The following is a 19967-nucleotide window of genomic DNA, read 5'->3' on the forward strand; positions in this document are numbered from 1 at the left end:
CGAGTCGGCCCAATTTTTTATCTAAATTTCACCTAGAACGTGAAGGTAGTTCGCACAACCCCCACCACTGTAGTTTCATTGTCACGGTTCCCCTCTGGATTGAACAGGGTGAAAACACCAGGTGTGATGCTGATGTTGTCATTGACTTTCAGTTTGTAATAGGCCTCTAAATGGTAAGGAACAGCCCCATCCACAACACTGCCATCCGGATTGCGCGCATTGCGACGGGCCGCACCATCAGCATCAGCACGGTAGAGTTGCTGCCCGAACAAAATGCCAGCCGTATTACCCTCTTTGAAGAGGTCGCTGAAGTGAATCCCAGCCATCCAGCTGGTGAGCGTGGTCGAGGCTTCTGGACCACTAGCAGCATCGACCAAGAAAACTGAACCGGAGCCGGTCAGAGTAATCCTCGGCAACGCGCGCCAGGCAAAGGTTGCACCGAACGAATTGATGTTGACCGGAGTTTTGGCACCTAACCCAGCGAGCACACCTATATCGGCACTGGCTAAACCGGTGGCGAGAATATTGATCTCATGGTAGCTGTGGGCGTAGTTAAGCCCAATATCCAGCGCTTTCAAGGGTTTCCAGGTGAGTTGTGCAGCGGCGACCGTGCTACCGCCGAAGAACCCTGCCCCTAAGGGGGTAGTTGGCCTGCCGTCTAGATTGAGATCGAGATTATCGGCAATCGATGCATTCACACTGGCATAGAGCGCTCTGAAGTCTAGACTGTCTGAAATTCCCCAAATGAAGCCAACTGCCGAAGCCAAGCCGGTTCCAGATGTTCCTCCGGAGACGCGCAATACCGGATTGAGCCCTCCAAAGCGCGAGACTGCCTCCTGCCCTTCACCAGCAAAAGGCGTAATCGCGGGAAAGGCATCTGAGGTTTCGGCAGCAGTGCCTGCAAACAGGGTGAGATTGCGTAATCCCGGAGCCGGGAAAATATAGAGCAACTTGTAGAGCTGCACCGAATTAGCGCCAACTGCTGAAAGCGTCTGTGGGTTCACGCCCGGAAACTGGAGTTCAAAACCCAAACGAGCATTACTGGCACTCAAGCCCAAACCATCCGCCAAGCCAAGAGCACCGCCTAGGCTGTTAGCACCGCCCCCTATGTTGTAAGCTTGCAAACCGGTAATTAACGTATCCTTGCCCGTAAAACTGGTGGTGAGGTTGAGGCGGACCCGATTGGTCAGGACCAGATTGGGATCGCCTCGGTCAGGTGCGCCACCTGTAGCTCCTGCCACAGCAATGATTGCCTCGCCGCTCAACTTAGTGGTAGTTGAGAACTGATTGGCTTCCAGTTCGGCGGTGCGGGCCTCTAGGCTATCTACCCGACCTCGCAGGGTTGCTAGCTCAGCCGAAAACTCGGTCTGTAACCTCTGTAGCGTTGTTAAATCTTCCCGAGATACCCGATCGGCCAGCCCTGCGGCAATCAACTCATTGACCCGGTCAAGGGCAGCATTGAGACCCGCCGCAAATTCATAACGGGTCAGGGCACGGTTGCCCCGGAAGGTGCCATCGGGATAACCGGCGATCACGCCATAGCGCTCAACCAAAGACTGCAAAGCCTGAAATGCCCAATCGGTCGGCCTGACGTCTGAGAGCTGTGACACCGAGGTCACCTGATCCATTGAGCTTGGCGCTGAGAACAGGCCACTGCCGCTTTCTGGCTGAGCCAGCCGTTCAGGAGCGGCGGGGCTAGCGCTAAAAGCCGGTTCCACTGCAAAGTCGGGGACCTGCGGTGCAGGAGTCGCTGTGCCCGAGTTGGCTAGGTCAGGGGGAGCGGCGGGAGGAGGTGTGGCACCCAGAGGTGGCGTGGCAAGAAGGCACAACAAACCTGTCCCCCCAGCAGAAGCCAGTTGCGATCCGTTCACAATGAGGACTCACACAAGAAATGGGCTGAGAAGCATGATCAGAACTTGAGACTTCAAGCAGAACGAGTGAATCCTCGCCAGCAGATGCCCCAGCAGACGTCGTGGTCAGTAGCGCTGTCGCTACGCCAGTGCAAAATCTACTGCTTGAATACGGCAGGCTCAGCCTGTCTCCGGACGCTCTAGAGGAATTGTTGGGGTTTAACCTGGATAGGAACTGCGTTGCATACTGGGAAAGAATTTTGCCAACCAATCAGAGCGACATGGGACGAGGGAAAGAGCGAAAAGGCTTGAGCCTGGGCACCTACCTCTTCTGGAGCGCCATAGGTATGGGGGTTTGGGTTTATTTCAATACCAATGTCTTTCCCTGGAGCTTTCTGCTGCCTGCTCGGGTTCCCCCCGAGGTCCAAAGCAAACTCAATCAAGTCGCGGCCAACGTTGGTACAGACCCCAACAATCTGGCCGCTGTGATCCATTTCGAGACAGGCGGCACCTGGGACCCTTCTATTCGCAATGCAGCTGGCTCAGGGGCCACAGGCTTGATTCAGTTCATGCCTCAAACCGCAGCCGAGTTGGGCACCTCAGTCGATGACCTAGCCGCGATGAGTGCCGTTGAGCAACTGGATTATGTCGAAGCTTACCTGCGGCCCTATCGCGGCAATCTGAACAGCCTAGAAGACACCTACATGGCAGTGCTTTACCCAGCAGCAATTGGCAAAAGTAACAGCACCTGGCTGTTCTGGTGGGGCACTACAGCTTACGAGCAGAATCAGGGCCTCGACCGCAACCAAGATGGCGTGATCACTAAAGGCGAAGCCGTCCAGCGCCTGCGGGACACAGTGCAGTGATTGCCCAAGCCCATTTGCTCAGGCCCATTGGTGGAGACCCATTTGAAGACTCAGCTAAAGACCAAACAATTGCTCCAGTACAACGGCTTGAGCTATAGAGTGTTGGTCATAGACGAATAGCATCGGTACCTCGGCTGGCAAGTCAGCGTCAAGTAAGGATTGAATGTATGGGCTGCCATAGAGAACGACTGCCCGCAATCGGCCTGAACTGAGTACACTGCGCAGCAGCGTTTGGGCCCCTTGAGCCAGCGCAGCACTGCCCCGAAACGGATTGCCCCGGATAAACAACTGCACTAGCACCGGCTCACTGCCTGTAGGCAACTGCAACAACGGCAGGTTGCGCTCATCCAACAGCACCGTCCGCCAACCTCTCGCTTCAGGCAACTGAACAGCGGGAGCCAGGGGTGACAGTCGGTCTCCGGCCTGCGAGATGTCGTCTACGAGCACTAAATTCCAACCGGGCGCGGGGGTTGGCTCAGCCAGGGGTAGAGCCTCTGCATGCGTCAGGCGTAAGGACTGCTGGGTAATCGTTCGGTTGAGTTCCTGAGCGGCTAGCGACTTGATGCAGTCAGAGAAGACCGACCAGCGCAGGTCAGAGCCGACTGATGCACTAGCAACCTTGGCCTTAGCCCGCCAGATCCGCTCAACTGAGGCCTGGATCCGCTCAGGTGAGAGTAGCCCCGTTTCCACTGCCTGTACAACAGCCTGAATCGCAAGCAGTGGGTCGGGGGGCATCAGCAGAATATCGGCCCCAGCTCGCACCGCTTTGACCGCTGCCTCACCGGGGTCAAAATGACGTGTGATCGCCCCCATCATCAGTGCATCGGTCACGATCAGACCCTCAAAGCCTAACTCCTGCCGCAAGAGCCCATCCAAAATTGAGGGAGCTAGGGTCGCAGGCAAACTGGGATCCAACGCTGGGATATTGAGATGGGCGCTCATCACTGCATCAACCCCCGCAGCAATCGCTGCGGCGAAGGGTGGCAGTTCTACCTGAGCCAAGCGCTCTCGGCTATGAGCCAGCACTGGCAGGTCCAAATGGGAATCAGTCGCAGTATCGCCATGTCCTGGAAAATGCTTGGCTGTGGTGAGCATTGGTGTCTCAGTCGCACTTTGGACGCCTTCAATGAAGGCAGTGCTCAAGCGGCTCACCTGGTCTGGGGCTTCGCCAAAAGCCCGCACATTGATCACTGGATTGGTTGGGTTACTATTCACATCTACAACAGGTGCCAGCAACCAGTTCAAGCCCAGCCCATAGGCTTCTTGAGCAGTGATTCGCCCCATAGCCCGTGCGTAATCTTCGCCCTGAGCCAAGTCGGCAAGTGCCAGAGGGGGCGGTAGGGTTGTGGCTCCAGCAAAGCGCTGTCCCACGCCCTCTTCAACATCAGCGCAGAGCAGCAGAGGCAGCCGCGCCCAAGTTTGAAGCTGTTGGCAGCGCAGACTGAGCTCAGCAGCACTACCGCCCACAAAAATCACACCCCCTACCGCCCAGCGGCCCAACCAGTCCTGCAACTCGGCTGCTGTGGCCTCCCATTGCGGATACTCCCGTTGGTGATCGAGCAGGTGACCCGAAGCACGGACCACGACCATTTGCGCCACCTGTTCGGCCAGGGAGAGCGACTTAAGCGTGGGCAAAAGTGTGGGCAGAACAGACACAGACAGCGCCAGAACAACAATGTGCCTGTTTTACTGCAAAAACGACGCATCCACTACTGCCAACAGCCATAGGGGATGTCATGGCCGAGCCGCTTTAAAACCTTAAGGGTCTAAACTCTAGCTGCTTTTAGCTAACTACCTGGGTTCCTGGACAGCGGGTGGAGTAGACGTGCGGCTAAGCCTAAATAGAAGGCCGAGCGTTGTATGTATGGTCTTTCCTATTAGCTTGGGGCTTGTTTTTTCTTAACCTGGAGCTTGTCTCTTAGCCTCAGTTTAGGCACAGAGTTTTTCTATTGCTCAACAATAATCAGAGCAGCAAGCTATGCTAAAAAAGCAGGTTTTTTTACCTAACTTGCTGATTGAAATTCAGAAAAACGCAGGGTTTAAACGACACAGAACTATTACTCAAACCGCTTTAACTTCAACTGTTCTAAGTCAGCCTAGACGGTGAAAAATCATTAAGATTTAATGAATTTAGTTTATGTGTCTTTTGATACACAAGGACATTAAAAGACTGCATACTCTGTCTAGCGACAGCATGATAGGCTCTGGATCAGAAGGAAAACACTATGAGAAAAACTGGCAATTTCCTACACGGTCGAATTTAAAGGTAAACGATCATGGTGAGTTGGATACGTAAGGATAGTTCATCAATGCGAGCAAAAACGCGAGCAAAAACAACAAGGCAAAGCCACTGGACCGCAGTGCTTTTAGGTGGGCTCTTGGCGTTGATTGCAATCTGCATCCCTATTCAGGGAGTGCAAGCCAAAGACTGCACCCTAACTGCAATTGTTTGGGAAGGATATACTGATTCGTCTTTTGAGAAACCATTTGAGCAGGAAACGGGTTGTGCGGTCAAAGCGACCTATGCCGGGTCTAGTGATGAAATGTTCGCCAAAGTCCGAGCTGGGGGTGGCAGAACTTACGATCTAGTTTCTGCATCGGGAGACATCACCGAGCGCCTCTATCGGGCAGGACTGGTCATGCCCCTAGACACGAGCAAACTCAAGAATTACAGCTCTGTTTTTGCGCCCTTTCAGAATGCTAAATGGAACACTTTTGACGGCAAACCTTACGGCGTGAGCTTTGCCTGGGGTCCCAACGTTCTTGTTTACAATACGAAAGAAGTCGCTGAGGCACCGACCTCCTGGAACGTTCTATTTGACCCCAAATATGCGGGTAAAATTACGATTCCTGATAATCCCATGACCATCGCTGATGTTGCGCTCTGGTTGGGAATGTCAGATCCTTATGATCTCAGTGACGAAGACCTAGCCAAAGTCAAAGACAAGTTACTAGAATTGCGTCCCAGTATTCGCAAATTTTGGTCAACAGCGGGTGAGTTGGCCAATTTGTTTGAATCAGGCGAAGTCGTAATGGCCCACGCTTGGCCCCTGACCTATACTCAGCTCAGTGAGGCTGGTTTCCCCATTGGTTCTGCTAGTCCAAAAGGTAAGCTAACAGGCTGGACAGATTCCTGGATGGTCTCAAAAAATTCCCGCAACGCAGATGCAGCCTATCAATGGATTGACTACATCTTGAGCGGTCCAGGGCAGAAGGGGATTATGGATGTCACTGGTTATTCCGGCGCTACCGATCTGGGTGTTGAGGCGGTTGGTCTAGAACGAGCCAAAAAACTGTTCATGGATGACCTCTCGCTGCACAAAGAAATCAAGATGTGGCAGAGCGTCAAAAACTATGACAAATGGGTTCAACTCTGGAACGAGATTCGGAGCTAGGTTGGTCTGAATTGCCAAACTCTGAACTGCCAATTTGGTGTAGTAGGCATCTCTGTCTCAGGCTTCTGCTGGGTTCTAACTTTGGCTTTGGCTGATTCTGGCTCTGGGCTGAAACAGGGATGCTTAGAAAGCAACTTGCTATTGTCACTTAAAGCTTAAGATTTTGGAGGCGATTCTGGCTCGCTCTGTGACAACCGCTTCTCAACGTGAGCAGGGCCGCAATCTTGGTCTTTACGCCACCTTGCTTCCCCCTCTAATTTGGATGTCTCTGCTCTATTTCGTGCCGCTGCTCATTCTGATTTCTTACAGCTTTTGGCGGCTCGAAAGCTATGACATTATTCGTGAATTCAGTTTAATCAATTTTCAAACGATCTTTGGCAACGCCGCTTATCGAGCTGTCCTCCTGAGAACCATTGGCACAGCTCTAATAGTCACGCTTATTGATATTGTGATTGCTTTGCCCGTAGGCTTCTTCATCGCTCGCTACGGCGGACGTTATCGCACGCTGCTAACAGTTTTGGTGATCCTGCCTTTGTGGTCGAGCTATTTGGTGCGAGTTTTTGCTTGGAAAGTCATTCTGGGCTACAACGGCGTGCTCAACAACGCCTTGCTCTCATTAGGACTGCTTCAACAACCCAGTTCACTCTTTCTCTATAACCAGTTCTCAACCCTCTTGACTTTCGTACATATCTGGTTGCCCTTCATGATTCTGCCGGTGATTACTGCTTTCGAGCGTTTGCCGGTCTCCCTGCTCGAAGCCTCTGCTGATTTGAATGCGGGTCCTTGGACTACCTTTCGCCGCATTAGCTTTCCCCTAGCATTACCAGGAGTTCTGGCTGGTTCGATCAGCGTTTTTGCGTTGACCATGGGCGACTTCATCACACCCAGCTTAGTGGGCAGCACCAATGGCATTCTGCTAGGCAATGTCGTATCTTCGCAGTTTGGCGTAGCTTACAACTGGCCACTAGGGGCTGCTTTCACACTGGTGGTGGTAGTCATAGTTTTTGTGGCGCTGACGTTAGTATCGCGCTGGGGCGCCCTGGAGAGTCTCTAATGACTAACATGGTGATTCCCTCAGTTACGCCCACGCAGCTGGCAGATCGACCTCCAGACACGCCTAAAAACCCTGGCCAGCCCCAGCCCTGGGCGCTTGGGGCTTGGACACTGTTGACCTATGCCTTTCTGTATCTGCCGATCAGCGTGCTGATCGTGCTCAGCTTCAATCACTCCAAAATTTTGTCGTTGCCACTGAAAGGCTGGACACTCGACTGGTATCAAACAGCTCTTAATGACCAAGCTCTTCGCTCTGCTTTTGCTAATTCCTTGAAAGTCGCGGCGGTAGCAACAGTTCTAGCGACTCTCTTCGGTTTGCTGGCTGCTTTTGCGATTTATCGATATCAATTCTTTGGTAAAAAAGGATTTCGTATCGCCCTCACACTGCCGATTTTATTGCCCGGTGTGGTGACAGGGGTTGCCATGTTGGCTTACTTTTCCAACTTGGGTCTACAACTGTCTTTATGGACTGTGATTCTCGGTCACGCTGTGTTCGGTTTACCCGTTGCCCTAGGTCCTATTTTGGCAAGGCTTGGACAGTTTCCCCGTTCGTTGGAAGAGGCAGCCTACGATCTGGGCGCTCGTCCTCAACAGGTTTTTCGAGATGTCATTTTTCCCTACATTCGCAGTGCGGTTATCTCTGGGGCATTACTGGCGTTTACCTTGTCGTTTGACGAAGTCGTCGTCACGATTTTTCTAACAGGGCGGGACAATACCTTACCAATGGAAATCTGGGCGCGGCTCCGCACCGACATTACGCCTGAGATCGCTGCTGCTGCAACTCTGGTATTGCTAGTGAGTACAGTGGTGATATTGCTCAATGAGTGGATCAGTTCCTCTGAGTAAACATGAGTGAAGAGCAAGCCCGCGAGAGCCTGGTTTATTTAGAAGGCGTGAGTAAGATTTACCCCTCTGCCCAGGGTGAAGTCTATGCCGCTCGTAATGTCACTTTAGAGGTGCGAAGCGGCGAGTTTTTTTCTTTGTTAGGTTCTAGCGGCTCTGGCAAAACCACCACATTGCGTTTGATTGGGGGCTTTGAGATTCCAGATTATGGTCGTGTCTTTATTGGTGGCGAAGAAGTTACCTATCAGCCTCCCTATCGGCGGAACGTGCATACGGTTTTTCAGAACTATGCCTTGTTTCCACACCTGAGTGTGGCGCAGAATATTGCCTATCCCCTGACCCTTGCCCGCACGTCTCGTGCAGATATTGATCGCCGCATCACGGAATCTCTAGCCCTGTTTCGCTTGCAAGGATTGGGAGACCGTAAACCAGCTCAATTATCTGGTGGACAGCAACAACGAGTTGCTCTAGCGCGCGCCCTGATTAATCGGCCTAAAGTATTGCTGTTAGATGAACCTCTCTCCGCCCTTGATGCCAAGGTCCGGGAAGAAGTGCGCCAAGAATTGCGAGAGCTACAACGACAGACCAACCTGACATTTATCTATGTCACCCATGATCAGGAGGAAGCTCTGGCCCTCTCAGATCGGATTGCTGTCATGCATCAGGGCCAGGTCGAGCAAATCGGCACCTCCCAAGAAATTTACGATTGTCCTGCCTCCCTGTTTGTTGCGCAATTTATCGGCAAAGCTAATCTTCTAAGTGGAACGGTACTGGAGGCCAATCATGAGTTTACGAAGGTTGAAGCCAACGGATTGTGCCTGTTAGCTGCCCCTTGTGGTCATGCTCTAAATCCGGGTCAGAATATTACCCTAATGGTGCGGCCTGAACGTTTGCAGATCAACTCAGCCGTCGAAACCGAAAATCAAATTTCTGGCGTACTAGAGAACATCACCTACGTGGGTCAACTGGTTGAATATCAGGTTAAAACTCAGGTAGGACCCCTTAAAATTACTCAACTAAGTCAACGAGAAACCTACCCCCAAGGCGAGTCACTCGACCTACGCTGGAATGCCAGCGATTGCATCATTATCCCTCCTGAAAGTTAAACGTTAAAGCGTTGAATGCGTGAGCCCTTATGTTGACAAAAGAGGTTGATATGCTGAAACAGACTCACTACCCAATGGTGATTGGCGACGAACTGATCGAAACCGGCAGCCAAGACGTACTCGATCCCGCTAAGGGCGAGGTGTTTGCCACAGTGGCAATGTCCACAGTGGAAGACGTCAATCGGGCGGTTGCTGCTGCCAAAAAAGCACAAGTAGATTGGGCAAATCTTTCTTACGGCGAACGCAGTGTTGCCCTGCTGAAATTTGCTGATGCAGTTGAACAGCAGGCTGACCAACTAGCGAAATTGGAAAGCCTACAGACCGGCAAACCGATGAAGCTAGCTAGCAATAGCGATATTCCCTTTGCTGTTGATAACCTGCGCTATTTCGCCTCCGCCCTGCGACGTCAGGAAGGGGCAGCAGCAGGCAGCTACGTGGGCGGCTATACCAGCATGCTGCGCCGCGAACCCTTAGGTGTGGTTGCAGGCATTTGTCCCTGGAATTACCCCTTAATGATGGCCGTGTGGAAGCTAGGCCCTGCGCTGGCAGCAGGCAATGCCATCGTGATCAAGCCAGCTCCTAACACACCGATTACCACCATCGAATTAGCCAAAATTGCCTTGGACTCTGGGCTGCCTTCAGGTCTAATTAATGTAGTTACGGGGGGTGCCGCTGTAGGCGAAGCTTTGTGCTCCCATCCCGACGTACGAATGGTTAGCTTCACCGGCAGCACTGCCACCGGCAAGCGCATTATGGATTTAGCCAGCCAGACCGTGAAGCGGGTAACGCTGGAGTTGGGTGGCAAAGCACCCTTTGTTGTCTTTGCTGATGCCGACATTGAAGCAGCCGCGCAGGGCGCGGTTGTCGCTGGCTACATGAACACCGGGCAAGACTGTACGGCAGCGACGCGCATTTACGTGCAGAGCCCCGTGTATGATGCCTTTCTGAGCCGTTTCAAGGAACTGAGCCAGCAGATCCGGGTTGGCGATCCATCTGACCTCAGCACCGATGTAGGACCCTTGGTCAGCGAAGCTCAACGCTTCAAGGTTCACGGCTACGTCGAAGAAGCTCGTCAGCAGGGCATTGAAGTTGTCCTAGGCGGTGAGATGCCTAGCGGTCCAGGCTTCTTCTACCCGCCCACTATCCTGGCCAATGCTCCCCAAGAGTCAAACTGCGTGCAGGAAGAGATCTTTGGCCCTGTCTTAGTGGTTAACCGCTTTGAGACTGAAGATGAAGCAATTGCACTGGCCAATGGTGTGAGCTATGGCTTAGCAGGGAGCGTCTGGACTAGCAATGTCCAGCGAGCCATGCGCCTGTCAGCAGATCTGCAATGTGGCACAGTCTGGGTTAACGATCACCTGCCGATTGCTAGTGAGATGCCTCATGGCGGCTTTAAGCAGAGCGGTATCGGCAAAGATATGTCTCACTACGCGATTGAGGAGTACACCGTTGTCAAGCACGTCATGCTTGAGATGACAGGAGCCCAGCGCAAACCCTGGCACTTTACGGTCTTTGGTGACGCTGATTAATTTCTCAGCAAAGCTTAGGCTCCCTGAGAGCTGCCTTGAGAAGACAGGCCCTTTCAGGGAGCTTAGCTACGCTTAGATAATGCGAAGAGCCCTACGAAGACAAGCGGACCTCAATATTCCAGTTAGCTCAAACCTAATCGGAACTGTTAGTTCTCTACACATTTAGAACTGTATTAAAGTCCTGTGAACATGTTCGTGTTTGATATAAAGATTTCGGTTACAGTGTTCTGGTTGGGTGAGGAACAGCCCATCTAAAGTGTTACTAGTGAAGTCGGCTGCTCAATAGCTTGCAGATTTACTCCTCTCCCCTTCTTTCCCTTTCCTGTAATGTATAGTCTTCAAGAGCCACCCCTACACCTTGCACTGATTCAGTCAACCGTGTCAGGCTTTCTTCCATCCGTCTAACCAACAGCGTCAGATTTTGCAATTCCTCCAAACTATTAGAAACGTTCGCTCTACCCTGCTGTTCAAACTCTTGAAATTCCATCTCACGCTTGCTCATCAATCTATACTAGTATTTTAAGACGCTCGGTATCCTCTAACGTCAGCACTTCTTCGATATAAAGCTCAGCCATTTGGCCCGACTGAAGCATCTCTTAAAAGAGATAGAATTATGAATACTGGTACAGAGCAGACTGGCGAAACGATGGGTCGAGTTGTCCTATTTGAGAACAATAAGCTATCGGCTGAGCTAGCCTGCGACTATCTTGAGAACGAAGGCTGGACAGTAAGAATAACCAACCTTCGAGAGGATTTGATTCGGGTTATCAGTAGTTTCGAGCCGAAACTTTTAATCTTCGCCTTGTATATTGCACCTCACGAATCGCTCCTACAACTACGGGGGCTGAGATTTGTATTTCCCAACCTTGCCATCCTGGCATTGAGCACGTTTATGGGGGAAGTTTGGGAAGCACAGGTGAGGCAAGCCGGAGCTGATGAATATCTCAACAAACCCTTTGACCTAGAGGAGTTGCAAGTAGCTATGCGCCAAGCTTTGTCTGTACGGTGCTGAACCAGCAGCCCCCCTTACCAAAACCGGCCTTAATAAGGCTGCTCATACTAAAGCTTAGAGATTTAAGTTCTAACCCCAAAGCCTATCTGCGCTTTATTCGTAATATACTGAATATATTATTGACAAATTGATAAACATATTCGTTAATCAAAAGCGAAAACTAGAGCAAAACAGGAAGTTCTACTCAGTTACTCCTCTTCAATGCCTCTAGTTTTTCTTAGTTTTCTTATTTATTGGCAGTGCAAAAATTTGTCTTAAAGTAGACGCTGACACGCAGATACTACTGCAAACACGTAACTACTGAGAATGACCACTAGCCAACGGCTTGCGGTCTCTTTGTTTTGCGAATCTGAGCTTGCGCTACAGAGTCGAGGACAGCGTTTGTATAGCCTGCCTGGTACAGCGGGTCCAATTGATTTGCTGAAGCCCCTGCCTTACCATCTGCAAAGCCTGCAAGATAGAGGCGCAGCTCAGCTTCTGTTTGATCTTGGCCTTGGTACATGCGGTACATGTTTTTCGCCCACCTAGTCCACTTTAGAGTCACATTATTCGTTGTAGAAGTCGTCAGCTATTCGGCTGAATGCCTAAAGCTAAATGACCAAAGCCCTTGGCTAGCATTAGTTTTTAGCAGAAGCAAGGGTTTTAATTCGGTTTTTAAGGTCTTCAGCCTCAGCTTCTAAGGAACGGATCAGACCGTAGAACCTCGGAGACGTTGGTTCTACGCCGCTCAGCTCGTCCAGCTTATTTTTAACTTTGTTGAACATCGCTTGCGCTTCGTCCAGATTCATCAACTCGATATCATTACCGGTTAGTTCATCATAAACTTCTCGAACCTCGGCATCGCTTAGCATCACCTATCTCCCGTTTGTAACTTAGCTTACCCTTTGCTCAGATTTTAGAACTGGAAAGCAGCCGGTGCTTCCTCCAGGAGGAGGGTAGCCGCTTTTGCTTTTGTGCACTTTTGCTTTTGTGCAACTACAAGTTTAGGGAGCATTACAAGCAACAATGCAGCCTTCTGAGGACCTTTGTATGGCAGTTGCTAGACGCTCTCTAATTGGAACATCCCCGGAGAGTCACAGTCGCCGAGCCTGGCGTACTACACTCGTAATCAGAGATGTTCAGAAAACCAGGAGACTCCAGCTATGCATACGATTAGCCGCACCACGGATATGGAAGTCACCAGCATTCGCCTTGAGCGGGAGCTGAAGGACAAACTCAAGGAGCTTTCTGGCAATCAGGGCTACCAGGCCCTGATTCGTGACGTGCTCTGGAATTATGTCCAACGCAAGTTAGGAGATTGCACACCTCGCCTTGATAGAGCTGAGATTCGCGCTAGTGTGCCCGCTGTCGCTCAGCAAGAAGAGCATTGCGCCCTTACTGGCAAGCTCATCCATCCAAACGAGTCTATGTTGTTGGGACTCACAACAACCGGTGAGATGGTTCCCCTGAGTACTGAGAGTTTAGCTTGACTATCAGCCGACACCCGCTACAGGTTAGCTGATGATGGGCTCGCAGCGGTGGAGACCCTTGCCGAATCGTTGCGAGCTTATAGACCTAAACGCCTGCACAATTTTTTGTTATCCATGAGTTCAACCTCAGTGATTTACCCGGACCCAGGCCAGTGCTCAGGGGAAATTGCAAGCGTGTGTGAGCAATTCTCATACACAAGCTCGATGCAGTACAATCGCCGTCCCCCTGTTAATGAATAGGGGGATTTTTATTGAAGCTTTTAGGTAAGTCTCAGTCTCAAATTCAGTTCGATGATTGCCCAGCGGGGCAGAGTTTTAGATGAGCAATCGCATGAGTAATCTTGTGATTATTGGGGCGGGAGCCGCCGGTCTGGCCGCGGGCCATGCACTTCAAGCAGCAGGGCAAACGGTCACGATTCTGGAAGCTCGTAATCGCATCGGTGGTCGGGTGTGGACAGACCGCAGCTTCGTCGATTTTCCGATTGAAAACGGCGCTGAATTCATTCATGGCGATCAAGCGATCACTTGGCAATGGGTGCGCGCAATTCAAGCACAAACCATTCCTATTGGTAAATATTCCAGCTACGCCTATGAATACGAAGGTAGGCTTTATTCCTATGAAGAAATGCTGCGCTGGCCCGATTTTGCTCGCGTTTTTGGTTTAGAAGAGCAAGAAATCGGTCAGCTAGATCTCACGAAGCCGGATCAATCAGTGCAGCATTGGTTAGCGCGGCTGGGGATCACGCCGCAAGCGCAGCAGACCGCAGCCCAATTTCTAGCGCATCCTTACTTGGCTGAGCCGGAAGATATTGGCGTCGCCGATTTGGCTCATGAAGTGCAAGTGCACCACTCTGGCTACGGCAACTTTCGCCTGCGGGATGGCTATGACCAGATTATGACTGCGCTAGCTCAGGGCCTCGATCTGCAACTCAATACTGCTGTTCAGACGGTCCGCTGGGACACCAACCCACTTCGAATTGGAGCAGAGGTAGCAGGCCAACCAGTTCAGTTCAGCGCTGACCGAGTAGTCATCACAGTCCCTCTGGCGCTGCTGCAACAGCAGGCGATTCGCTTCGAGCCAGCGCTACCTGCCACCAAGGTTCAGGCTATTCAAGCCCTGCGCATGGGACCGGTCGTGAAACTGCAGCTAGAGTTTAGTGAAAGCTTTTGGCCCAGTGATGTGAGTTTGTTCTCGGGGCTAGGACCGGTGCCTGTTTGGTGGTCGCCGGGCTACTGCCGCGGCTCTGTTCGAGCGGTGCTGACTGCCTTCGTTGGTGGCAAGCGAGCCTTGGCCCTTAACAGGCAAGCCGAGACTGAGGCGGTAGCCTGTGCCGTCACTGACCTGTGCCGTCTGTTCAGCAGCGATGCGCCACGCCGTCTCTTGCTGCGGGGCCGCCGCATTTCTTGGATTGATGATCCCTGGAGCCGGGGCGGCTATAGCTACGTGCCGACCGGTGCTTATGGAGCACGGCAAATCCTGGCTCAACCAGTGCAGGACGTCTTATTCTTTGCAGGCGAAGCAACCGTCACTGATAGCAACCCAGCTACAGTGCATGGGGCAATTGAAACTGGCATTAGAGCTGCGCAGCAGATTCTCAAGCTCAATCACGGCTCCGAGCCAGCCCTGCCATAAAGCTCATGTGCTGGCGGTGCCTACTAGCGGGGCACAACAGCAACGCTGGTTTGCTCGCCCTGCCAAGATAAGGTCAGCTCAAAGGGCTCAGGCCTTTCGGCAAACCGCACGGCCACCTGCCCAGCCGCAGGCATTTTCTCCCAACCATAAAAGTTGGCAATTACCTGACCTTCGCACTCTAAATCCGGTTCAATGTCTTCAGTCTCGTAAATGCGTTTGATGCCATCGCCTACCCCAACAATGCTGGCAGGTCCACGCACTGTTACTAAACCGTTATTGCCGACCGTCAGGGCTGAGCGGTCGAGTTCCTGAAAGATCTGGTCCGGAGCACTGAGCACACTTTGGGCCGTAGAGAAATCAACAATATCGAACGGCAATTCCAGGTTGTCATCCAAGTTTTCTAAGGAACGGCGGCTGTCTGGACTTAGGCCCAAGCCTGTGATGTGAATATGGTACTGACGCGACTGGGCTAGACGGGTTCTGCCCACTTGGAGTGGCAAGCCTAGACTAGGTTGAGCAGTTCGATTTTGGGCAACCAATTGCTGCACAGCGCGCCCGATTAGTTCCACAGTCGCTTCCCGGTCTTCAAAGGCGCCGTCGGTGAGAATTTCTACCAAGACTGAACCGTTCGGCTTCTTCAAGCTCAAAGCGGTTTCTAAGGCAGGAGCCACGTAGGTCGCTTTGACCATTTTTTGCAACGCCACCTGCATAATGGCTGGGATTTGCCGCAGATTGCGGACAGGCTCGGGCCAAATGTAGTGTGCGTCTTGACCTGCAAACAAAATGACTGTGATGCCATCAGCATCGAAGGGCAGCAGATAGCGTAGCACTGCCTCAAACAAAGCCTGCATTTCGCCTTGCTGGTACTGTTCGCGCATTGAGGCCGAAACATCCAGCAGAATTACCACATCGAGATTAGGCATAGCTACCCGACCGACATGATCAGCAAACCGGAAGTTCACCGTGACCGTGTTGGCATCTTTGTTATGCCTGCCCACTCGAAAGTTAGTGAACTCACAAATAGTGGCTGGATTAGAAGGTTGAGGCGCGGCGAATTCTGGCGAGGCCAGGCTGCCAGTGAACGCGCGGCTCAGGCTCTCAAAAAAACGACTGACCATCACAGCTACTGCCACACCTACTGAGAATGTTTGAGGATTTTGAGGACTGAGAGTTTTGAGGGCGGGTAGATTTCTCCAATCTTATGGGGATGGACTTTTGCTAATTGCTAATTTGGCTGCTTTTTGGTCAGGACAGACAAAATTTGTGCAAACACTGATTCCGGAGGCTCAGCCCCTGGAATCACTTGAAGGCGTTGACGGTAACGATAGTAATCCAGCAGGGGTAGGGTGCGCTCCTCAAACAGCTGAATGCGACGTTGCACTACCTCGGGCTGGTCATCTGGCAGTGCCCGTTGAAGCGAACGCTCAACTAGGACCGATTCCGGTACGTCGAGCAGGATCGCTTGGTCTAAGGGCTGGGCCAGGGCTTCCAGTAGAAAGTCCAACTCTTCAGCTTGAAAGGCAGTTCGGGGGTAGCCATCCAAAATCCAGCCGTTGCTAGCATCCGGCAACTGCAAGCGGGATTGAATGAACTGAATCATCAGCTCATCGGGCACCAGTTCCCCCTGCTCGACGTACGCCTGGGCCTGTTGACCCAGTTCGGAATTCTCCTGGATGGCAGCTCGCAGTAGATCGCCAGTGCCGATCCAGGGAATTTGAAAGTGGGCGGACAGCCGTTGGGCTTGAGTTCCCTTGCCCGCCCCAGAAGCTCCCAACAAAATTAGACGCACGATACACCCTACCTTAATGGCACCGGAATGGCTTGCAGGACTGCCTTGAGAACGGATACTAGCTGGCTGGCTTGACTGGCTTGGCTAGCTGCCTTAGCTTAAATTCCCTGTAGACGCCGGAAAGCTTCCTGAACCAGGGGGGGCAGGGAGCGCATAATCTTACCTTTTTGACGATCCACAGTAACCAGAGTGACCCGAGCGCTGGCTAGGAGTGCAGAATCTGAACTGGCATCCAGCCCTAACTTAGTTGAGGTAGCGGCTGAGGCTGCACAGATTTGATAATCCCAGTCCATGCGTAGGCTATTCAATTCTGCCAAACGCGCACGCACGAGAACCTCCATACCCAAGCGAGCAGGGCGGTGATAGCGGATCGACATTTCAACCACGGGCAGGTCACAACCCGCTGCGACCAGTTCCTCAAAGCCGATCCCCACCGATCGCAGACATTCCACACGAGCGGCTTCCATCCAAGCGACGTAGGTGCCGTGCCAAGCAGAACCTGAGTAGTCGGTGTCTTGAGGCTGAACTCGTACTGGGTACTCAAACCAGCTTGATTGAACGGTGAGTTCATTTTGGGGCAGTGCTTTAGGGTTGGGTTCAGGGGTTAGAGACTTCATCGTTACAGCCATGCTTAGGGCGATCGTCACATCACCTTCAATTTTGGCCTCTAGCTCAATGGCTTCTAGCACCCAGATTCAAGCCCAGCACGCCCAGGATGATCAACCCCACAGAGGCAACTTTCAGAGAGGTCAACGGTTCCCTGAACCACAAAACCCCGATCGCTGCAATTAAAGCAGTTCCCAAACCAGACCAGACAGCATAAGCAACACTGACATCAATGCGCTTCAGCGCCAGAGTGAGACAGCTAAAACACAACCCGTAAAAAACAAAAATCAACACTGAGGGCCAAAAGCGGGTGAACCCTTGTGACAGTTTCATACAGGTTGTGCCCGACACCTCTAAAACGATTGCCAGAACTAAATATAACCAGCTCATAATCTCAGATTCCTAGGTAAAGTGTGGCGCAGTTTTTGTATCAATTGCTGTTGCAGCTTCTCTGTTCTTACCACGTTAATTTCTAAGAAAGTAACAAACCCAGAAAATAATAAACCCAGTTTTTTGGAGACAGCAACAAAAAACTGGTATATGTTTAGCTCGGATAGCAGGTGCAAAATCATACTAAAATTGAACCTTTAAAACAAGCTTTAAAGCTGAGTTTGCTGGAGATCAGCCGCAGGAGGCACGTTGCCGTTTCTCCAGGATTTCTATAATTGAGGACTTGAATTTGTTCCTCTCACATGAGAGCAGGTAATGGGTAGCTCGCCGCACCGCCAAACTCCTAGGGGTCAGGAAAGAGATGTTGCCTTGCAGAAGCACGATCAAGAGCTTGAGCAGGGACTTCAGCCATCTGTAGCAATCAAACAGTGCCTGCAAACAGATTTATACAAGGCCCTTCTACAAGCGCAGAGCGACCTGGGCGAAGGCTCCTTGATTACTGATGGCTCACAGATCTTATGCGTTAATGAAGCGTTTCGTAAGATTAGCGGCTACAACGAGACTGAGCTACTAGCCTTATCCTCTCTAAATGACTTAGTCATTGCAGGATACCATCCACTTCAGAATGGCTTTCGGCCCCCTGAGGGATTTCAAGTTTCCTCAGAGCTTCTGCCACAGAATGGTCAAAAGGACGTCACGCAAAATCATCTCCGAAACTGTTTTAAAACTGCCATCCGACACAAGAACGGACAGTTTGTAGAGCTAGAAGTTGCAGTCAAAGCTTTCGCTGTAGAAGAAAGCTCTCATCTATTAATAATTGCCCGTAAACTTAGTCGGTACGAGCAAATTGAGGCACTTCAAATTAGTGACCAACGCTTTCGGGCAACCTTCGAGCAGGCTGCTGTTGGCATGGCGCATGTCGGACTTGAAGGACAATGGCTACTGGTGAATCAGAAGCTCTGCGACATTCTAGGCTATAGCCGTGAAGAATTGCTACTGCGAACATTCCAAGACATTACTTACCCTGACGACCTGGATACCGATCTGGGCTACGTTCGTCAAATGTTAGCGAATAATATTCAGACTTACTCGATTGAAAAGCGTTATCTTCACAAAAGTGGTTCAGTAGTCTGGGCAAACCTAACAGTGTCACTGGTTCGCAAGCCCTCAGGCGAGCCGGATTACTTCATTGCAGCGATTGAGAATATTGATGAGCGTAAGCAAGCCGAAGCTGAGTTGAACCAATCGCTCAAAGAGCTTGCAGATCTGACTTCAGCCCTGGATGAATCTTCCATTGTGGATGTATCAGATCAGCATGGGATCATTCAGTATGTCAATGATAAGTTCTGCGAGATTTCCCAATATTCTCGGGAAGAGCTAATTGGCCAAGACCACCAGTTGCTCAATTCTAGCTATCACTCCAAACAGTTTATTCAAAGTCTTTGGGCCACGATTGGTCAGGGTAAAGTTTGGCAGGGCGAGATTAGAAACCGAGCCAAAGATGGTAGCTTCTATTGGGTTGATACGACAATTGTGCCGTTCCTGGAGCCGAATAAAACTCCTTATCAATATGTCGCGATCCGCACAGATGTCACCAGTCGTAAAGAGGCCGAGGCGAAGCTTGCAGAGCTCAATGCTGACCTGGAACATCAAGTGCGGGAGCGAACAGCTCAATTAGAAAGGCAAATGGAGGAGCTAAAGCAGCTTAATGCACTGAAGGATGATTTTTTAAGTACTGTCTCCCATGAGCTACGCACGCCCATGGCAAATATTAAAATGGCTTTGCGAATGCTACAGGTCGCTAGCACGCCCCAACAGCAAAGCCGCTATCTACAGATTTTGCACAATGAATGCGCTCGGGAAATTAACCTAATCAACGACCTGCTAGATCTGCAACGGTTGGAGACTGGGCCTCAGCCATTGCTGCTGTCAGCACTACGGTTGCAAAGCTGGCTGCCTGAACTAATCGCGCCTTTTGAAGAGCGGGCAAAAGACCGGCAGCAAGTTCTCCAGCTTCAGATCTCAGCCGATTTGCCCCCCTTGCTATCCGACCCAGCAAGCTTGGAACGAACTCTGGCAGAACTGATCAACAATGCTTGTAAATACTCGCCTCCCGGTGCTGAGATTAAAGTAGTTGCTCGCCGTTCCGAACACACCCCTGGAGCCGCTCTGATCCAAGTGTGCAATTCTGGCGTTGTGATCCCAGCTCGAGAACAGAACCGGATCTTTGAAAAGTTCTATCGAATTCCGAGTGCAGACCCTTGGAAGCAGGGGGGTACTGGCTTGGGCTTAGCCTTAGTCCAAAAGTTAGTGCAGAGGTTAGGGGGCACTATTCAGGTTGAGAGTACTTCAGAGCTGACGACGTTTAGCATTGAACTGCCGAAACCCAACTCGCTGACAGGTTCGTCTTCCAATCACAATTGAGA

General features: G+C 51.4%; 19 protein-coding genes. 10 read left to right on the forward strand and 9 right to left on the reverse strand.

The annotated features are described in order from the left end of the window. Nucleotides 1-32: 32 nt before the first annotated feature. Complete coding sequence (locus H6F94_RS15290; protein WP_524537853.1) at nt 33-1676, reverse strand: iron uptake porin; 1644 nt, start codon at nt 1674-1676, stop codon at nt 33-35. A gap of 296 nt (nt 1677-1972) precedes the next feature. On the opposite strand from H6F94_RS15290, the gene H6F94_RS15295 reads away from it, so the two are divergent. Continuing rightward, a complete protein-coding gene (locus H6F94_RS15295; RefSeq protein ID WP_190803102.1) occupies nt 1973-2716 on the forward strand; it encodes a transglycosylase SLT domain-containing protein in 744 nt (247 codons plus the stop codon). Nucleotides 2717-2770: 54 nt separating this feature from the next. On the opposite strand, the gene H6F94_RS15300 is transcribed toward H6F94_RS15295, so the two are convergent. Beyond that, nucleotides 2771-4372, reverse strand: a complete 1602-nt coding sequence (locus H6F94_RS15300; protein ID WP_313949305.1) for a glycoside hydrolase family 3 protein — start codon at nt 4370-4372, stop codon at nt 2771-2773. A gap of 620 nt (nt 4373-4992) precedes the next feature. Between H6F94_RS15300 and H6F94_RS15305 the strand changes: the two genes are divergently transcribed. The 5 genes from H6F94_RS15305 (at nt 4993) to H6F94_RS15325 (ending at nt 10642) form a co-directional block, all read left to right on the forward strand. After that, nucleotides 4993-6111 carry an ABC transporter substrate-binding protein gene (locus H6F94_RS15305; RefSeq protein ID WP_190803103.1) on the forward strand — a complete coding sequence of 373 codons (1119 nt, stop codon included), beginning with the start codon at nt 4993-4995 and terminating at the stop codon, nt 6109-6111. Between the two features lie 187 nt (nt 6112-6298). Beyond that, the gene (locus H6F94_RS15310) at nt 6299-7165 is read left to right on the forward strand and encodes an ABC transporter permease (RefSeq protein ID WP_190803104.1); all 867 of its coding nucleotides are present in this window, start codon (nt 6299-6301) and stop codon (nt 7163-7165) included. Beyond that, complete coding sequence (locus H6F94_RS15315; RefSeq protein WP_199320447.1) at nt 7165-8010, forward strand: ABC transporter permease; 846 nt, start codon at nt 7165-7167, stop codon at nt 8008-8010. The genes H6F94_RS15310 and H6F94_RS15315 overlap by 1 nt, the downstream gene beginning before the upstream one ends. Nucleotides 8011-8012: 2 nt before the next feature. Beyond that, the gene (locus H6F94_RS15320) at nt 8013-9113 is read left to right on the forward strand and encodes an ABC transporter ATP-binding protein (protein ID WP_190803105.1); all 1101 of its coding nucleotides are present in this window, start codon (nt 8013-8015) and stop codon (nt 9111-9113) included. 50 nt (nt 9114-9163) lie between these two features. Continuing rightward, nucleotides 9164-10642 (forward strand): aminobutyraldehyde dehydrogenase, encoded by a 1479-nt coding sequence (locus H6F94_RS15325; protein ID WP_190803106.1) that lies wholly within the window; start codon nt 9164-9166, stop codon nt 10640-10642. A 295-nt stretch (nt 10643-10937) separates the two neighbouring features. Here the strand turns inward: H6F94_RS15325 and H6F94_RS15330 are convergent, their stop codons facing one another. Beyond that, nucleotides 10938-11144, reverse strand: coding sequence for a hypothetical protein (locus tag H6F94_RS15330; protein WP_190803107.1), 207 nt, complete (start codon nt 11142-11144; stop codon nt 10938-10940). A 111-nt stretch (nt 11145-11255) separates the two neighbouring features. Between H6F94_RS15330 and H6F94_RS15335 the strand changes: the two genes are divergently transcribed. After that, entirely contained in the window at nt 11256-11654 is a 399-nt protein-coding gene (locus H6F94_RS15335; protein WP_190803108.1) for a response regulator, read from the forward strand. 313 nt (nt 11655-11967) lie between these two features. On the opposite strand, the gene H6F94_RS15340 is transcribed toward H6F94_RS15335, so the two are convergent. After that, on the reverse strand, nt 11968-12165 hold the full coding sequence (locus H6F94_RS15340; RefSeq protein WP_190803109.1) for a hypothetical protein: 198 nt from the start codon (nt 12163-12165) through the stop codon (nt 11968-11970). Nucleotides 12166-12271: 106 nt separating this feature from the next. Then, entirely contained in the window at nt 12272-12505 is a 234-nt protein-coding gene (locus H6F94_RS15345; protein ID WP_190803110.1) for a hypothetical protein, read from the reverse strand. Nucleotides 12506-12796: 291 nt separating this feature from the next. Here H6F94_RS15345 and H6F94_RS15350 point away from each other — a divergent pair, with 291 nt between their 5' ends. Together H6F94_RS15350 and H6F94_RS15355 are read left to right on the forward strand one after the other, a co-directional pair. After that, complete coding sequence (locus tag H6F94_RS15350; RefSeq protein WP_190803111.1) at nt 12797-13123, forward strand: ribbon-helix-helix domain-containing protein; 327 nt, start codon at nt 12797-12799, stop codon at nt 13121-13123. Between the two features lie 331 nt (nt 13124-13454). Continuing rightward, a complete protein-coding gene (locus tag H6F94_RS15355) occupies nt 13455-14756 on the forward strand; it encodes a flavin monoamine oxidase family protein (RefSeq protein WP_190803112.1) in 1302 nt (433 codons plus the stop codon). 23 nt (nt 14757-14779) lie between these two features. On the opposite strand, the gene H6F94_RS15360 is transcribed toward H6F94_RS15355, so the two are convergent. The 4 genes from H6F94_RS15360 to H6F94_RS15375 all read right to left on the reverse strand — a co-directional run bounded on the left by H6F94_RS15360 (nt 14780) and on the right by H6F94_RS15375 (nt 17541). Further along, complete coding sequence (locus H6F94_RS15360) at nt 14780-15874, reverse strand: VWA domain-containing protein (protein WP_190803113.1); 1095 nt, start codon at nt 15872-15874, stop codon at nt 14780-14782. A 107-nt stretch (nt 15875-15981) separates the two neighbouring features. Further along, on the reverse strand, nt 15982-16545 hold the full coding sequence (locus H6F94_RS15365; protein WP_190803114.1) for an adenylate kinase: 564 nt from the start codon (nt 16543-16545) through the stop codon (nt 15982-15984). Nucleotides 16546-16643: 98 nt separating this feature from the next. After that, the gene (locus H6F94_RS15370; protein WP_313949306.1) at nt 16644-17234 is read right to left on the reverse strand and encodes an acyl-CoA thioesterase; all 591 of its coding nucleotides are present in this window, start codon (nt 17232-17234) and stop codon (nt 16644-16646) included. Beyond that, the gene (locus H6F94_RS15375) at nt 17218-17541 is read right to left on the reverse strand and encodes a DMT family transporter (RefSeq protein ID WP_190803115.1); all 324 of its coding nucleotides are present in this window, start codon (nt 17539-17541) and stop codon (nt 17218-17220) included. The genes H6F94_RS15370 and H6F94_RS15375 overlap by 17 nt, the downstream gene beginning before the upstream one ends. Before the next feature lie 315 nt (nt 17542-17856). Here H6F94_RS15375 and H6F94_RS15380 point away from each other — a divergent pair, with 315 nt between their 5' ends. Then, nucleotides 17857-19965, forward strand: a complete 2109-nt coding sequence (locus tag H6F94_RS15380) for a PAS domain-containing sensor histidine kinase (protein WP_190803116.1) — start codon at nt 17857-17859, stop codon at nt 19963-19965. Nucleotides 19966-19967 lie beyond the last annotated feature (2 nt).

The sequence above is a fragment of the Leptolyngbya sp. FACHB-261 genome (genome assembly GCF_014696065.1).
Taxonomy (GTDB): Bacteria; Cyanobacteriota; Cyanobacteriia; order FACHB-261; family FACHB-261; genus FACHB-261.

Excerpts from the sequence above, each read along its gene's own strand:
- H6F94_RS15375 (WP_190803115.1), bottom strand. The coding sequence starts at position 17,541 with ATGAGCTGGTTATATTTAGTTCTGGCAATCGTTTTAGAGGTGTCGGGC.
- H6F94_RS15320 (WP_190803105.1), top strand. The coding sequence starts at position 8,013 with ATGAGTGAAGAGCAAGCCCGCGAGAGCCTGGTTTATTTAGAAGGCGTG.
- H6F94_RS15380 (WP_190803116.1), top strand. The coding sequence starts at position 17,857 with ATGGGTAGCTCGCCGCACCGCCAAACTCCTAGGGGTCAGGAAAGAGAT.
- H6F94_RS15360 (WP_190803113.1), bottom strand. The coding sequence starts at position 15,874 with ATGGTCAGTCGTTTTTTTGAGAGCCTGAGCCGCGCGTTCACTGGCAGC.
- H6F94_RS15315 (WP_199320447.1), top strand. The coding sequence starts at position 7,165 with ATGACTAACATGGTGATTCCCTCAGTTACGCCCACGCAGCTGGCAGAT.
- H6F94_RS15330 (WP_190803107.1), bottom strand. The coding sequence starts at position 11,144 with ATGAGCAAGCGTGAGATGGAATTTCAAGAGTTTGAACAGCAGGGTAGA.
- H6F94_RS15325 (WP_190803106.1), top strand. The coding sequence starts at position 9,164 with ATGCTGAAACAGACTCACTACCCAATGGTGATTGGCGACGAACTGATC.
- H6F94_RS15355 (WP_190803112.1), top strand. The coding sequence starts at position 13,455 with ATGAGTAATCTTGTGATTATTGGGGCGGGAGCCGCCGGTCTGGCCGCG.
- H6F94_RS15340 (WP_190803109.1), bottom strand. The coding sequence starts at position 12,165 with ATGTACCGCATGTACCAAGGCCAAGATCAAACAGAAGCTGAGCTGCGC.
- H6F94_RS15305 (WP_190803103.1), top strand. The coding sequence starts at position 4,993 with ATGGTGAGTTGGATACGTAAGGATAGTTCATCAATGCGAGCAAAAACG.
- H6F94_RS15345 (WP_190803110.1), bottom strand. The coding sequence starts at position 12,505 with ATGCTAAGCGATGCCGAGGTTCGAGAAGTTTATGATGAACTAACCGGT.
- H6F94_RS15335 (WP_190803108.1), top strand. The coding sequence starts at position 11,256 with ATGAATACTGGTACAGAGCAGACTGGCGAAACGATGGGTCGAGTTGTC.
- H6F94_RS15350 (WP_190803111.1), top strand. The coding sequence starts at position 12,797 with ATGCATACGATTAGCCGCACCACGGATATGGAAGTCACCAGCATTCGC.